We start from the raw sequence: 15,797 nt of genomic DNA, 5'->3' as shown, positions 1-15,797 counted from the left end.
ATTTTCTGAGGGGAAGGGCCACATGCGGGCGCAGAGTGGCGGGATGGTTGAAGGCAAACAGCGCGGCGATACACCCCAAAACGCCCGCCGGGTTAGCGGGCGCGTGTTGAAAAATGCGACGTCAGCGCAGTGTGGCCAGACAGGTCAACTAAGTCAGATCAGTGTTAATGCCCCGTTCGATCAGCCCTTCGTAAAATCAAAAGTAAACTCATAAACCGGCTTCAGCAATCGGCGATAAATTTAGTTATACTGCGCGGCCTCAAACAGCCAAAAATGAAAGCGTAACGTGGCAAAATACCAACAGCTGGTGCAGCAGATACGGGAACAAATCGAGGCGGAAGCCTGGCAGCCGGGAGAGAAGCTGCCCTCGCTGCGTCAGCAGGTGGAACTCAGCGGCATGAGCCTGATGACGGTGATGCACGCCTATCAGGTGCTGGAGAGCCAGGGCTGGATCGTCTCGCGACCGCAGTCGGGCTACTTTGTCGCGCCGCGCGCGGAATACCTCAGCCAGCCTGCCAGCCATCAGCCGGTGCAGCTGGCCGAAAGCGTCGATATCAACGGCTTTATCTTTGAAGTGCTGCAGGCGGCGCGCGACCCGCAGGTGATTCCGTTTGGCTCCGCTTTTCCCGATCCTGAACTCTTCCCGATGCGCCAGCTGATGCGCTCGCTTAGCAACGTCTCACACCATCTCAAACCCAGCGATGCGCTGAATAACCTGCCGCCCGGCAATGAAACGCTGCGTAAAACGCTGGCACAACGCTATGCGCAGCAGGGCATTACCGTGTCACCGGATGAGATCGTCATTACCAACGGCGCCATGGAAGCGCTGAATCTCAGTTTGCAGGCGGTGACCGAGCCGGGAGATTGGGTAGTGATTGAAAACCCGGCGTTTTATGGCGCATTGCAGGCGATTGAGCGGCTGAAGCTCAAGGCGGTGGCCATCGCCACCGATCCGCAGCACGGCATCGATCTCGATCAGCTGGAACAGGCGCTGAATCGCTGGCCGATCAAGGCGTGCTGGCTGATGAGCAACCAGCAAAATCCGGTGGGTTTTACTATGCCGGATGCTAACAAGCAGCGGCTGGCGGCGCTGCTGGCGGCGCGTAACGTGGCGTTAATCGAAGATGATGTTTATGCCGAGCTGTGGTTTGGTGGCAAGCGGCCGCTGCCGGTGAAAGCCTGGGATCAGCATGACAATGTGATGCACTGCTCGTCATTTTCCAAGAATCTGGTGGCGGGATTTCGCGTCGGCTGGGTAGCGGCGGGTCGGCATGCGCAGCGCATTCAGCGGTTACAGCTGATGAGCACGCTCTCTACCAGCGCGCCGATGCAGCTGGCGCTGGCGAACTATCTCGGCACGCGTAGCTATGACAGTCATTTGCGGCGTATTCGTCAGGTGATGGCCCAGCGTAAAAATCATGCGCGTCAGGCGTTGCGTCGATTGTTGCCGCCGCAGGTGAAAATCAACGATTCGCAGGGCGGCTATTTTTTATGGATTGAACTGCCTGCCGGACAGGATGCGACGCGGCTTTATCGTCGCGCGCTGGAGCACCACATCAGCATTGCGCCGGGCAGTATGTTTTCTTCAGGCAATCAGTATATTAACTACTTTCGCTTTAATACCGCCTGGCCGTGGGATGCAGCGCAGGAAGCGGCAGTCGCGATTCTGGCCGAGCTGATTAGCGAGCAGCTCAGCCAGCCACATTAGATCTTGCTGGCCGCACGGTTGCCCCAGGTCAGGAAGTAGAGATCGTAGAAATCGACCTCGCCTTTCTGCTGCATCAGGCGGGCGATGCCTTCTTTTACCGCCTCCGGCGTCTCGCGGTTTGCCAGCACTTCATCGATGGCATGCTGCGGCAGGGCGCGCACGTAATACCATTCGCCGTTAAAGCAGACGCGCAGATCGAGGGCGTCGATATCTTCAAATCGGTACTTTGGATTGATATCCATCAGCATCAGCACGCTCATGATCAGCACAAACGCCGTGGCGAACCAGAACGCCGGCCAGCCGAGAAAGTCGGTGGTGAAGATCAGCACCACGCAAAGCGCGTAACAGATGTACATGATGGCCCACAGGCCCGGGTGCGTGCGCAGGAAATTCAGGCTGAAACGCGGTCGGTTGTCCCGACGTTCTTCCCGGTTCAGGATGGCGATTTCCCGCAGCATGATGTTTTTAATGGCTTCCATCGTGATTCCTCGTTGATGCATTCTGCTACATAGTAAAGCATAAAATGGCGTCTCATAGCAGAGACAGAAGGGGAAGGGAAACCTATAACAGTTGGGGGAGGGGGCCTGGAAGCAGGCGGCTTTTTGCCTTGCAGGCGGCTTTAAGGTCAAGGTCTTAAGGCCAGAGGGCCATTTCGTTTTGCCTTGCAGGCAGCTTTTAAGGTCAATGTCTTAGGGTCAAAGGCCATTTCGTTCTGCCTGAAGGCAGCCCGAGCAGGGCCGGCAGTCGCCCCGGCCCTGCACCCGCGCTATCCGGCAAACACAACCGCCCGCTGAGCGGGTTCCCTCAGCAAAAGCCTTTTCCTGACGGACCAGGCGCGATTCGCTCCTGCTCAACGCACCTTCTCGCCGCATCCCTGCGGCTCGTCCTGGAAAACACTTTTCCCTCGGCGTTTGTGATGCCTCCTCAAAGTCAAAACCCAGGTCAAGGTCAAAGGCGATTTCGTTCTGCCTGAAGGCAGTACGAGCAGGGCCGGCAGTCGCCCCGGCCCTGCACCCGCGCTATCCGGCAAACACAACCGCCCGCCAAAGGCGGGTTCCCTCAGCAAAAGCGTTTTCCTGACGGATCAGGCGCGATTCGCTCCTGCTCAGCGCGCCTTCTCGCCGCATCCCTGCGGCTCATCCTGGAAAACACTTTTCCCTCGGCGTTTGTGATGCCTCCTCAAAGTCAAAACCAAACAGACTAAAAGCAAAGTCTTAAATAAAACCCAAGCCCTTAAATAAAACCCAAACTCTTAAATAAAACCCAAACCTTAATGAGATTCCTTACTAAAACTTTAAGTCCTCAATAAAGCAGTATTCATATAGCAAGTTAGTGGTTTATCTATTTCCATTATATTTAAAATGATTAAAGTCCTTTTCCCTTTTCCCTTTTCCCTTTTCCCTTTTCCCTTTTCCCTTTTCCCTTTTCCCTTTTCCCTTTTCCCTTTTCCCTTTCCCTTTTGAATTAAGGTTTGGGTTTTGACCTGGGGGTTGACCTTGAGGAGGCATCACTACCGCTGAGGAGGTGAACATTTTAGGATGTCCCGCCATGGATGGCGGGACAAGGGAGCGCTGAGCAGGAGCGAATCGCGAGCGGTCCGTGAAGAAATGTGAACCGACGAAGGTACCCGCCTGCGGCGGGCGGTTGTGTTTGCCGGATAGCCGGGGTGCAGGGGCGGGGCGCATGCCGCCCCTGCTCGGGCGGCCCGAAGGGCAGAACGAAATGGCCGTTGACCTGGCCTTTAAGCCCTTGACCCAGGGCCAAGCCTGGCCTCAAGGCTCAATAAGGCCCAGGCCTGGCCCGAAGGCCCCCCTTAAAAACTATAACGATATCCGGCACTGAAGGTCATTGGCTGCTCAATCCGCTTACCGTGCCCATAACCCGCCTCCGCATAAAACTTATGCTTGTCGTTCAGCTGCCAGTTGACGCCCACCGCGTACTCCATGCGGTTGCCAGGCAACGCGGCATAAAGCGGCACGCCATCAACGCGCACTTCCGGCTCGTTGCCGTGCTCGGTGATTTTCGACACTTTGGCATAGGCGCCCAGCGACTGCTGATCGTCCAGCGCCAGATCACGACCCGCACGCACGCCAAACCGGCTCTGCAAGGAGGTGTAATGGCGGTTTTTAATCTCCAGCTCGTTATCCAGCGTGAGCGTATCGCCAGCCAGAATAAAAGAGGTGAGCTGCGCCTGTGGCTCAACAAACCAGCCTGCCTCATTTTTCCATTGCTTACCGACCTCCAGACTGGCGGTCAGGGCATGGCTGTTGCTATCGCCATCAACGCGGTGAAAGAGGTTATTGCGCATATCGATGGTGTTTTCGATGGTATGAAATTTCACGACTGCATCGGCATAAAAACCGTTGTGATCCAGCCAGGTCGCATAGCCACCGAGGCTGATGGCGGTGAGTTTACCAGAGCTGTTATTACCGTATTCCTGCTGCGAGACGGTGGTGCTGAACAGCCCGCCCAGCAGCAGATCGCCGCTTGCGTACTGCAAACGCTTATCGCTTCCCAACTGCAAGCCACCGATGTGCTGCTCAAAGGCGCGGCTACGGGCGAGGTCGTGCTGCAGGTTTTCACTGATAATCCGCACCCAGAAGCCGCTGCCGCTATCGGTGCGCAGTTCACCCATACGTTCAACCAGCGTGGCGTTTTCCGCCGTCAGCAAAGCAATCAACGCAGTTTGCTGGCCTAAACCAGCGTTGGCGCCTTTTGACAGGTTATTAGCGCGCGTGTCAGGTCTGGCGGGAGCCACAGGATCCTGGGGATCTTCCGGAACAATCGGCACAACGGGCGTGACCGGATCGACCGGCGTTATCGGATCCGGATCGGCTGGGTCCACTGGGTCCACAGGCGTGACCGGATCAACCGGTTCGGTGAGCGTCGCCAGATACCAGTCGCTGTTCTCTTCCTGCAGATAGTAACGGAATGCCCCGGCATCGACATGCTCGCCCGCCAGGCTAAAGCGCGCATCACCGCCGTTGGCATCGACCAGCATCAGGCGATCGTCGCCGTTTTGCGGCGCACGACCCGAATCTTCCACCACAAGGGTGTGATTCCCCTGTGAGGCACCGTCAGCCGTGACCTGCAGCCGGTCACCGAGCAGGTTAGCGATATCGGTGCGCAGGGCAAACTCGCCGCTGCCACTGAGTGAATCGGTGGTCAGCGTCTGAAAATCATTCCCGCCGTCCGCGCCAAAGTTCACGCGACCATTTTCGAGGTTTAGCGCGCCAAGCGTAGAGGAGAGCGTCATCAGCCAGCGGCTGTTATTCAGCGACAGCGCGGTCAGCGCGGACGCTGCTCCCTGCCACACCGACTCACCGCTCAGCGTCACCGCCGCCCGATGGTTATCACCGACGCGCATATCGCCAGCCAGCTGATAGTTATCCGCCTGCACGGTGAGATCGCTGGTGCCCGGCGTGGTCGCGTCCAGCAACAATCCGCCGCCGCTGCTTTGCAGTTGGCCGCTGCCGCTGAAGATCAGATCGGCATTGCCGCCGATGACTTTGATCAGCGCACCCTGTTCACTGCTGAAGGTGACATTATCAAAACGACCCTGGCCACGCACGGCATCGGCAGGCTGGATATCCAGCACCGCGGTGGTGCCTGTGGCGTGTAATTTGCTCTCGCTGAGCTGCAGATCGCCGCCCTGTAGCGTCACCGCTGAGCCGCCGCTGGCGTCAATGCCCAGGCCGCTACCGATCAGTCTGCCGCCGCTGTTAACGCGCATACCGGCGCTACCGCTGCCGCTGCTGTTGATCTCGCTGTTGATTAAGGTTACTACCGCATCAGCGCCGACCAGCACACCGTGGCCACCTGCGCCGCTGCTGTTGATGCGCAGATTATCGCCGTTGAACACGCCGTTGCTGCTGTCGATAACGTGTCCACCAATGCCGCTGGTGCGCAGTTCGCTGTTGCGCAGCGTGATGTTGCCGCCATCCTGCAGCACGGCATGCGCGCCCAGGCCGCTGGCCACGAGTTCAACGCTGTCGATGTCGGCAACGCTGTTGTCACCGCTTAGCCAGATAGCATCTGACTGTCTGCCGCCTGTTTCAATCGTGCCCTGGTTGAGCGTCAGCGCGGTGTTGGTACTGCGGATGCCGTACCCTTCGCTGCTGCTGATGGTCAGATTAGCCAGATTAGCGGTACCGCCCGACAGCACCAGCGCATCCCCCTCGTCGGTGGTGATGCTGGTCTGGCTGAGCCGCAGCAGGTGGCTGTTGTCACTGCTGCTGGCCAGGATACCGCGGCTGCTGTTGGCGGCGGTAATGGTCAGGCGCGTGGCATCAACGGTGCTGTCACTGATATTCAGTCCGCTGGCATTGCCGCTGCCTGCCAGTTCAATGGTGGTGTCGCTGACGGTCAGTCGGCTGTTGTTGACCACACTGACGCCGTTGCTGTTATCGCCACGGGTAATCATGCTGCTGTTATCGCTGAGATCCGCCTGGCTGTTATCGAGCGAAATCGCATCAGCGTTGCTGCCGGAGGTGGTTAGCGTCACGCGCTGGGCCTCCAGCGTGCCACCGGTCATCTTGATGCCGTCGCTATTGTTGCTGGAGGTGGTGATATTCAGATCTTCCAGGCTGATATCAGCCGCGCCGCCGCTGGCCATTATCCCATGGCTGCTGCTGCCGGAGGTGGCTACCGTGCCGCCGTTAATCACCAGCGTTGCCGCTTCGGCGAGCAGGCCGTGGGCACCGGTACCGTTGGTGGTAAAGTTGCCGCCGTTGGCGATGATCGTGCCACCATCCAGTGCATAAGCCGCGTAAAGATCGTTGCCGGTGGTATTGAATTCATAAGCATTTTCGCTAATGAGCGTGCTGCCTGCACCTTCGGCATAAAGCGGATAATCGTCCGGTGTGCTGGTGGTATGACCGCTGGTCACGATTTTGGATTCACCACCTTCGGCACGCCAGGCATCAGCCTGCAGCGCAGGCACAACGCCGCCGGTGGCCAAAGCCAGCAGGCAGCTACGGGTTAACAGAGAGAGTTTCATCGGCATGTCCTTATGTTTTTCCACCGGCAGAGCGCCAGCGGAAGAGATGCATAAACGGGACGCAGGACGCAGGAAATGCGGCCTCTGACGGGCTGCGGCCCCAGAAGGTGCGGATGATAAACGCCTGAAAACACAGCCGATATGGGACATTACTTAGGGCAAGCGATTGCATAACTAAATAGTTGAATAGCGTTAATAAATAATTTTTTCAGGCAGGAATAGCGGAGGATAAAGCAGCGAAAAACAGCGCCCGGCGGGGTTTCCGGGCCTGATAAGTAAAGAAATATCTTAACTAACGGTGCCGACAATCTCCAGGCGGGCGTCATCCGGCACTTCGTTATAGGAGAGCACCTGCAAACCGGCGGCAAACAGCCGTGCGTAGCGGGCGATCAGCGGGCGCAGCTGCGGCGTGACCAGCAGCACCTGCGTCAGGTTCTGCGCCTTCAGTTGCTCATGGATCACCGGCAGGGTGGATTGCAGCTGGGTGAGAATATTAGGATCCACCGGGAAGCTGTCGAGAGCGATCTTGCCCGCCTGCTGTGCCTGATTCAGCGCCGCCAGCAGCAGGTTCTCCAGATCGCTGTCGAGCGTAAAGGCCGACAGCGGTTTATGATCCGGCGCGATCGCCGCTACCATGGCGCGGCGCAGCGCAAAGCGCACGTCCGCCGCCAGCAGGATCGGATCTTTGGTCACCGCCGCGCTCTCCACCAGCGTGGTGGCAATAGTGGCGATATCCTTTAGCGATACCTGATCCTGCAACAGCAGTCGGTGAATTTTCAGCTGCTGGCTGTAGTTCAGCGCGGCGTTGAGATCTTCCGCCAGCTTCGGCGCCACGCTGGCCAGCCGCTCGTTCAGCGCGGTGATATCTTCATAATTGAACAGCTCCGGCAGGTTCTCACGCGCCACTTTATTCACATGGGTAGCGACCACGCTGGCGCAGTCCACCACCTGATAGCCAAGGTTCAGCGCTTTGGCCTTCATCTCCGGCAGAATCCAGGTCACCGCCATGCCATAAGCGGGATCGGTATCGAGCAGGCCGTCGATTTCGCCATACTGCTCGGCGGTGGGAATCGCCATCAGCCGGTCGGCGTGCACTTCACCAATGGCGGTGCGTACGCCGTTGATTTTTATCGCGTACTGCGCCGGTTTGAGATGGAAATCCTCGCGAATGGCGATCTCCGGCAGCAGCACGCCGCTGGTTTCCGACACCACCTGACGCACGCCGCGAATACGCTGGGTCAGCGGGCTGCCTTTGGCTTTATCCACCATGGTCACCAGCTTATAGCCCAGATTCAGGCCAACCGGCTCGATCAGCGGAATGCTCTGCCAGCTGACGCTCAGGCCATCATCTTCCGGCTGTAACGCCTGCTGAATGGCGCTGATATCGTTTTCGTTCTGCGTTGCTGGCTGCACGCGGCGGTTCTGGCGCCAGGCGGCAAACAGCAGCAGGCCGGTAAAGGTTAAAAACACCGTGTGCGGCATGCCAGGCACCACCGCCAGCACAAACATCACCAGTGCGGCGGTGTAGAGCGTCGAGGGTTTTGCCAGCAGCTGCGATTTGATCTCGTCGCCAATGTCGTTGCCATCGCTGACGCGGGTCACGATGATCGCCGCGGCGGTTGCCAGCAGCAGCGAGGGAATCTGTGCCACCAGACCATCACCGATGGTCAGCAGAACATATTGCTCAAACGCCTGACCGGCAGGCAGATTGTATTTGAAGATGCCGATCAAAATGCCGCCCAGCACGTTGATCAACAGGATCATGATCCCGGCTACGGCGTCACCGCGCACAAACTTCGACGCGCCGTCCATCGCGCCGTAGAAATCCGCCTCGTTGGCGACATCTTTGCGCCGCTGACGTGCCTCTTCCTGATTGATCAATCCGGCGTTGAGATCGGCGTCGATCGCCATCTGCTTGCCCGGCAGCGCATCAAGGGTAAAGCGCGCCGAGACTTCAGAAATACGCTCTGCGCCTTTGGTGACCACCACGAAGTTGATCATCAGTTCGGTGTCGGAAGATGAACGGCGGGAGATCGTGGCGCAGATGCACCATACCTCGTTCTTCGATAACTCCGATTTTAACCCGTTCGCCTTTGGCAGCCATCATGGCTCGGCGCCGGTCAGCCCGCAGATTGAGGTGGCAACGGAGCCTGAAGTGACCACCAGCAGCCTGCCGACCGCCCAGGCGGAGCTACGTGCCGATGGCGGATCGATCAACAGCGCAACCCGTGATGCCGCGCCGCCGCTGGCGGAACCGGCGGAAAGCCTGAGCAGCGTGATCTCGCGCTCCGACAGCGAGCTGGAAAAGCTGCGCCAGGTGATCCTGAACATCGCCACGCTCTATAACGCGCAAAATAACCTGTCGCTGGAGAAAGTGCCGCAGGGGCTGCGCATTTTGATTCAGGATGACAGCGATCGCACCATGTTTCCCCGCGGTAGCGCGGTGCTGATGCCCTATTTTGCGCGGCTGCTGACCGAGCTGGCGCCGGTGTTTAACCGCATCGATAACCAGATCATGATCACCGGGCATACCGATGCAGCGCGTTACAGCGACAACGCCGCCTATAACAACTGGAATCTCTCCGGCGACCGTGCGCTGGCCGCCCGGCGCATGCTGGAGCGCGGCGGGCTGGAATCGGCCCGCGTGATTCAGGTTAACGCCATGGCGGCGCGAATGCCGCTCGATCAGCAGAATCCGTTAAGCGACCGCAACCGGCGCATCGAAATCATGGTGTTAACCGAAGCGGCCGCCGAGACGCTGTATCAATTTTATGGTCATCAGGGCGAGAAAGTGGTGAAGCCCGCAATGCAACGAATCCAGTAGCCCGTCAGTGCCTTAGAACCTCGTGGTTCAGCCGGTGATTATCGTCACCGGTTTTTTTTTGCCTGAATTTGACTTAGTGATTCATTGTTAAGCATTTTTTGTGATGGAAGCGCAGCGGAAGTTGTTGTGAGTTTGTGAAAATTTGCCACAATTATAGCTAATCGTTCTCACTGTCTGGAGATGGCTTATGTGTCCTCCCATTGTGCCCGTGTCGTCGTCGTTACTGCTTTCTATGTCCTTTGCGGCTGGCACTTTTTCTGCCGGCGCATCGGCCAATCCGCTTCATCTGATGCTGGCCACCGTCGACAACGGCGTGCCCAATAACCCGCTGCCGCTGATCATCTATCCGCGCGTTGGGCTGCATGAGGTGGAGGAGGGCGAAGAAGAGGATATCGCCGGCTGGTTTGAAAAGACCTTTGCGCAGCATCACTGGACGCCGCGCTGGCGCTATCCAATCCATCCTTATACCCATTATCATCCCAATACTCATGAGCTGCTGGGCGTGGGCGCGGGCTGGGCAGAAGTGCTGTTTGGCGGTGACAATGGCCGCATGGTCACGCTGCGCGCCGGGGATGCGGTGCTGATTCCGGCGGGCGTCGGCCATAAGCAGGTCGCCGCCAGCGAAGATTTTTTCTGCGTCGGCGCCTATCCCAATCAGATGGAGCCCGAAACGCTACGTGATGATAAAAGCCTGCTGGAGCGCTCGCAGGAACGCATCAGTCACGTGCCGCTACCAGAGAACGATCCGCTGACCGGCGGAGAAGGTGCGCTGACTCACTTTTGGCATCCGGTAGCGCAACACTAGCTGTCGTACAGGGATGATCCTGCTGCTCCGCCAGGCGCAGCAGCAGGCGATGACCGATATCATTGCGCCAGTTAAAGCTGTTCTGCAACACCACCACCGCCGTACCGTGGCGGCGATCCAGCCCAATATAGCTGGCGAAGCCGCCAATAAACCCCGACTGATAAAGGATCTGCTGGCCAAACAGCGTGTTTTGCAGCCAGCCCAGCGCCGCATCATCGTGGCCGGGCGCGGTAATGCGCACCCGCATCGCATCCTGAAATGCCGCATCCAGCGTGGCATCGCCGCTGCCCTGCAAGTGCGCCTGCGCATAACGCAGCAGGTCGCGGCTGGTTGACCACAACGCGGCCGCGCCCACCATATCGCCGTGAAACTGCCAGTCCGGCACCGGCTGGCCGCGCGACATAAATTTAGGCTGGTCGCCCGCGTGACCCACGGCGCGATCGGCGCTGTCGGGCAGCGCATCTGGCTGATAGCCGGTGTGGCGCATCGCCAGCGGCTGCAAAATCTGCTGTGCGACCCACTGTTGTGGTGGCTGGCCGCTTTTCAGCAGCACCGCGCGATCGAGTAACGCATAGCCGAGATTGGAATAAACCACCTGCGGCTGAGCCGGGCGATGGAACGCGGCCAGCCAGCGCCGGTACTCACCGCGATCGAGATCCTGATAAAAGGGCGCGCCGGTAAACAGGTAGTCGACCAGCTTTGCCAGCATCGCGCTGTTGGTGATCTGGCGCGGCAGACCGGCGCTGTGGGTCGCCAGCTGCTCAAGGGTGATATTCCGGGCGTCAGCGCTCAGCGCGGCGGGATCGGGCAGCAGCGCGCCGAGTTTATCCTGCCAGTTCAGCTGCTGATGTTGCACCAGCCACGCGGTGGCCTCGGCGGTAAAACCTTTGCTCAGCGAACCGATGGCAAAACGCGTGTCGCTGGTTACCGGCGCTTTTCTGGAACTATCCAGATAGCCGTAGTTAAATAATTGCTGCCTGCCCTGCGCATCAAGCACCGCGATGCTGATGCCCGGCGTCTGTTGCAGTTGCGGCAGCGCCAGCGCGTCAACCTGCTGCCACAGCGGCGCACCGCAGACGGCCAGATGCATCGCGCGTGCGGAAAGATCAATGTGATTGCTGGATAGCGTGCCGCAGCCGCTCAGGCACAGCATCAGGGCCATTCCGCACAATAATTTCGGCGATAACATAGGGGCACAAACAGGCGAGGTGAAACGTGGCGGCAAGTCTACTGTTACTGACGGGGATCGCTCAAGGGATAATCAGCCATGGACAGCGATTTACGTTATTTATCCCGCGGATTTGGAAATAAACAACATAATAACGGCCCGCCGCCATGGCTGCATTACACGAACGTATTAAAAGAAGAGCTAAAAAAGTTCCTAAAAATAAAGAGAACAACTCTGACCAGTTGGCAAAAAAAGAAGAATATCAATCAGACAAGGTTATTTCTTTTCGCCATTTCATTTATTTCTACAATGCTTTTTATCCCCAACTTTCTCAGGATCTTTACCTTATAGGTGCTGATGGTTTTATTGCTCAGACAGAGCTGTGCCGCAATCTCTTTATTTGACTGTCCGGACGCCAGGCGAACCAGTACCGACAATTCACGGCGTGACAGGCTCATTAAACGGCGACTTTCGCTGTCGCGATCTTCACTCTCCAGGTCAATCTGCAATGGATAATAGCGCTCGCCTTTGTTGACCGCGCGAATAGCCACCAGTAGCTGGCTGATATCGTGGCTTTTATACACGAAGCCTTCCACGTTCAGCTGCAGACAGCGCTGCAAATGGTATTCGCTTTCCGACGCGGTCAATACGATAATGCGCTGCCTTGAGTTTATTTTTTTAAGTATTTCAATAACCTGTATACCATCCCTGCCGGGGATGTTGAGATCCATAATCACCAAATCGGGACGATGCAGCCCGACGTCAGCGATAACCGAAAGCCCATTCTCAGCAATCCCGGCGATCTCATATCCATTGGCGCGTAGAAACGCTTTAATTCCCGTACATATGATCGGATGATCATCAACAATAAAAATAGTTTTAATCATGTGCGTTTCCCAGAAATGCGATGAGCTAAATTGACTGCTGCCTTGTTAAACGACGGTGTTACCACCATCATTAATTACAAAGCCGGTGCTTCCCTGACCATTATTGCCGCCTCTGGATGAGACCAATTTGAGACTTGTCTCTAAAAAAGAGTAAAAAGGAATTTTATAATAGTATTTGCTGTCGAAATTAATCAGCCAGCGCAATTCTAATGCACATTGCTATTTTTTTGCCACCTGCTTTTATAATCAGTTAATCCGCAGCGCGGCAGAACCGGCGTAACGTGCTAATTCTTCTGCAAGCCATGTCGCGTCTGGCGCGGCGGCAGGCAAAAAAGCGCTGGCATGATGCCGGTTGGCTGAATATTTCCTCGCTGTTGCCGATAAACTCTCTATGTAAGACGTGATAATCATGTGTCAGCAACCTCTGTTCAGCGCCGCGCTGAACAACCAGGCCGAGTTATCGCTGGACCTTTTCCGGCGAGTCAACACACAGCACGATGACAGGCAAATCAGAATGAATAACAACGACGATATTTTGTATCGATTGCTGGTGCAAAGCGTAGTGGATTACGCCATTTATATGCTTATGCCGGATGGCACCGTGGCCAACTGGAATGCCGGCGCGCAACGGGCCAAGGGCTACACGCCCGAGGAGATCGTGGGCAAAAATTTTGCGCAATTTTATACCCAGGAAGATCGCGATAAAGGCATGCCGCAGCGCGGCTTAAGCATCGCCCGCGAAACCGGGCGTTTTGAAACTGAAGGCTGGCGGCTGCGCAAAGATGGCAGCGCCTTCTGGGCACATGTGGTGATCGACGCCGTGCATGACGACGGTGGCAAGCTGATCGGCTTTGCCAAGATTACCCGCGACCGCACGCAGGCGCAGGAAGCGGAGCGCAAAGTGCGCGAACAGGAGGCGAAGTTCCGCCTGCTGGTGGAAGGCGTCACCGATTACGCCATCTACATGCTCGATCAGGATGGGCTGGTGGTGAACTGGAATGCCGGTGCGCAGCGCGCCAAAGGCTATGTGGCTGAAGAGGTGATCGGCAAGCATTTCGGTATTTTTTACAGCATGCAGGATCGGCTGACCTATTTGCCAGAACGCAATCTGCAAACCGCCTGGCGTACCGGCCGCTTTGAAGATGAGGGCTGGCGCTATCGCAAAGATGGCACCACCTTCTGGGCGCACGTGATCATCGACGCCATTCGTGACGAGAGCGGCCAGCTGATTGGCTACGCCAAAATCACCCGTGACTGCACCGAACAACAGCGCGTGGAGCGCGAACGACGCGAACAGGAGACCAAATTCCGTCTGCTGGTGGAAGGGGTCACCGATTACGCGATTTATATGCTGGATCTGCAGGGCCGGGTGGTGAACTGGAACGCCGGTGCCCAGCGGGCAAAAGGCTATCTCGCCAGCGAAATTCTCAACAAACATTTTTCCGTGTTTTATAGCGGGCAGGAGCGCCTGGAGAAAACGCCGGAGGCCAATCTTCACGTAGCGTTCACCTCTGGCCGTTTCGAGGACGAAGGCTGGCGTTACCGTAAAGATGGCAGCGCGTTCTGGGCACATGTGGTGATCGACGCCATTCATGACGATAACGGTAAGCTGATTGGCTACGCTAAAATCACCCGCGACGTGACGGAAAAGCGCGAGCATGAACAGCAACTGCTGCGTGCGAAAGATCTGGCAGAAGCGCAGAGCGCGCAGATGGAATCGCTGTCGAACTTTCTTGATAACATCATCAGCAATATACCTTCCTGCGTGATTGTGGAAGACGCTATTTCACGCGAAATTCTGCTGATCAATGACAAAGCAGAACAGCTGTTCGGCACCACCAAAGCGCAGTTTCAGCATCGTCGTCCGCAGGATTGTATGTCGCCCGAGCTGAGCGACTACTTCAACGATTTAGCGGATATCGCCTTGCGTACCGAAGGCGTGCATCAGTGTGAGCAGTTACTCACCACCTCGACCGGTGAACGCATTCTGCATTCGCGCGCCACCACCATCAAAGGCGAGGATGCACGTCAGGACTACGTCATGCTGATTGTCGAAGACGTGACCGATCAGCGGGAAGTCGACGCACGCATTCGTCATATGGCGCACCACGATAATCTCACCAGCCTGCCGAACCGCGTGCTGTTCCGTCAGCGACTCAGCGAGGCGCTGCGCACCGATGCCCAGCATCACAAGCTGCTGGCGGTGCTGTGCCTCGATCTCGACAACTTCAAAAATGTGAATGATGCGCTGGGCCACCAGATTGGCGACGAACTGTTGCGATCGGTCGCAAAACGGCTGCGCGGCGTGATCCGCGACAGCGATACGCTGGCACGCATCGGCGGCGATGAGTTTGCCATTGTGCTGCCGGGGCTGGATAAGCTGGATGAGGCGAGCGCGCTGGCATCGCGCCTGATTGAAGCGATTCGGCCACCGGTTAACATCGAAGGGCATAATCTGACGGTGGGGCTGAGCGTTGGCATTGCGCTGGCCAGCAGCGCGATCGGTTCACCGGAACATCTGCTGCGCTGTGCCGACATGGCGCTGTATGAGGCTAAGCGCAATGGCCGCAACCGCTATGAACATTTTACGCTGGCGATGGATGACGCGGCCCGCACGCGGCGCATCATCGAAAACGACCTGCGCGAAGCGATCACCAACAAGCAACTTAAGCTCTATTATCAACCCATTACTGACGCCGAACATACTAATATTCTCGGCTATGAAGCGCTGATGCGCTGGCACCATCCGGTTAAAGGGCTGATTATGCCCAACGACTTTATTCCCATCGCTGAAGAGACCGGGCTGATTCATATGCTGGGCGCCTACGCGCTGTATGAGGCGTGCCGCGAAGCGGTGAGCTGGGCGGGCGAGCAGACCATTTCGGTGAACCTGTCGCCGATGCAGTTTAAAAACAGCTCGCTGGTGTCAACGGTGGAAGCGGCGCTGCGCGATTCCGGCCTGAGCCCGCACCGGCTGGAGGTTGAGATCACCGAATCGGTGCTGCTGGACGATTCGCTCGGCAACATTCGCACCCTACAAAACCTCAAGGCGCTGGGCGTGATGATCGCGCTGGATGATTTTGGCACCGGCTATTCATCGCTCAGCTACCTGCGCTCGTTTCCCTTCGACAAAATCAAAATCGACAAGTCGTTTATCAACGACATGGGTGACAGCCGTGAGGCGCTGGCGATCATTCGCGCCATCACCGGCATGAGCCGTAGTCTGGATATTCAGATCACCGCCGAAGGCGTGGAAAGCAGCGAACAGTTCCTCAAGCTGCGCGAAGAGGGCTGCACGCTGTTTCAGGGCTACTTTTTTGGTCGACCGCAGCCGTCGGAACTGCGGCTGGAGAGTCTGGAACAACAATGCTGGCTACAGGGCGGAAGCCTGCTGCCATCGATATGA

The 15,797-nt window shown here is 57.2% G+C and carries 9 protein-coding genes and 1 pseudogene; 4 read left to right on the top strand and 6 right to left on the bottom strand.

From position 1 onward, the window contains the following. Window positions 1–286 precede the first annotated feature (286 nt). Complete coding sequence (locus EM595_RS14780; RefSeq protein ID WP_067433701.1) at window positions 287–1,708, top strand: aminotransferase-like domain-containing protein; 1,422 nt, start codon at window positions 287–289, stop codon at window positions 1,706–1,708. On the opposite strand, the gene EM595_RS14775 is transcribed toward EM595_RS14780, so the two are convergent. From EM595_RS14775 to EM595_RS14765, 4 genes and pseudogenes are all read right to left on the bottom strand, one after another. Next, complete coding sequence (locus EM595_RS14775) at window positions 1,705–2,187, bottom strand: YlaC family protein (protein ID WP_067433698.1); 483 nt, start codon at window positions 2,185–2,187, stop codon at window positions 1,705–1,707. The genes EM595_RS14780 and EM595_RS14775 overlap by 4 nt on opposite strands. Window positions 2,188–3,045: 858 nt before the next feature. Next, on the bottom strand, window positions 3,046–3,240 hold the full coding sequence (locus tag EM595_RS21160; protein ID WP_157883895.1) for a hypothetical protein: 195 nt from the start codon (window positions 3,238–3,240) through the stop codon (window positions 3,046–3,048). 281 nt (window positions 3,241–3,521) lie between these two features. Continuing rightward, window positions 3,522–6,707 (bottom strand): autotransporter outer membrane beta-barrel domain-containing protein, encoded by a 3,186-nt coding sequence (locus EM595_RS14770; RefSeq protein ID WP_067433696.1) that lies wholly within the window; start codon window positions 6,705–6,707, stop codon window positions 3,522–3,524. A 288-nt stretch (window positions 6,708–6,995) separates the two neighbouring features. Next, window positions 6,996–8,711 (bottom strand): annotated as a pseudogene (locus EM595_RS14765) (flagellar biosynthesis protein FlhA); the annotation flags it as partial. On the opposite strand from EM595_RS14765, the gene EM595_RS14760 reads away from it, so the two are divergent. Together EM595_RS14760 and EM595_RS20715 are read left to right on the top strand one after the other, a co-directional pair. Next, window positions 8,686–9,531: an OmpA family protein gene (locus EM595_RS14760; protein ID WP_231938708.1), complete on the top strand. Its 846-nt coding sequence runs from the start codon at window positions 8,686–8,688 to the stop codon at window positions 9,529–9,531. The pseudogene EM595_RS14765 and the gene EM595_RS14760 sit on opposite strands and share 26 nt — an antisense overlap. A gap of 187 nt (window positions 9,532–9,718) precedes the next feature. Further along, entirely contained in the window at window positions 9,719–10,336 is a 618-nt protein-coding gene (locus EM595_RS20715) for a cupin domain-containing protein (protein WP_071852530.1), read from the top strand. On the opposite strand, the gene EM595_RS14750 is transcribed toward EM595_RS20715, so the two are convergent. Continuing rightward, window positions 10,248–11,489 carry a serine hydrolase domain-containing protein gene (locus tag EM595_RS14750; protein WP_071852529.1) on the bottom strand — a complete coding sequence of 414 codons (1,242 nt, stop codon included), beginning with the start codon at window positions 11,487–11,489 and terminating at the stop codon, window positions 10,248–10,250. The genes EM595_RS20715 and EM595_RS14750 overlap by 89 nt on opposite strands. 281 nt (window positions 11,490–11,770) lie before the next feature. Beyond that, a complete protein-coding gene (locus tag EM595_RS14745; RefSeq protein WP_067433687.1) occupies window positions 11,771–12,391 on the bottom strand; it encodes a response regulator transcription factor in 621 nt (206 codons plus the stop codon). Between the two features lie 514 nt (window positions 12,392–12,905). On the opposite strand from EM595_RS14745, the gene EM595_RS14740 reads away from it, so the two are divergent. Beyond that, window positions 12,906–15,797 (top strand): EAL domain-containing protein, encoded by a 2,892-nt coding sequence (locus EM595_RS14740; protein WP_071852528.1) that lies wholly within the window; start codon window positions 12,906–12,908, stop codon window positions 15,795–15,797.

The sequence above is a fragment of the Duffyella gerundensis genome (assembly GCF_001517405.1).
GTDB lineage: Bacteria > Pseudomonadota > Gammaproteobacteria > Enterobacterales > Enterobacteriaceae > Duffyella > Duffyella gerundensis.
The sequence above is the reverse complement of the archived record's forward strand: the minus strand, read 5'-3'. Positions and strand labels throughout refer to the sequence as shown.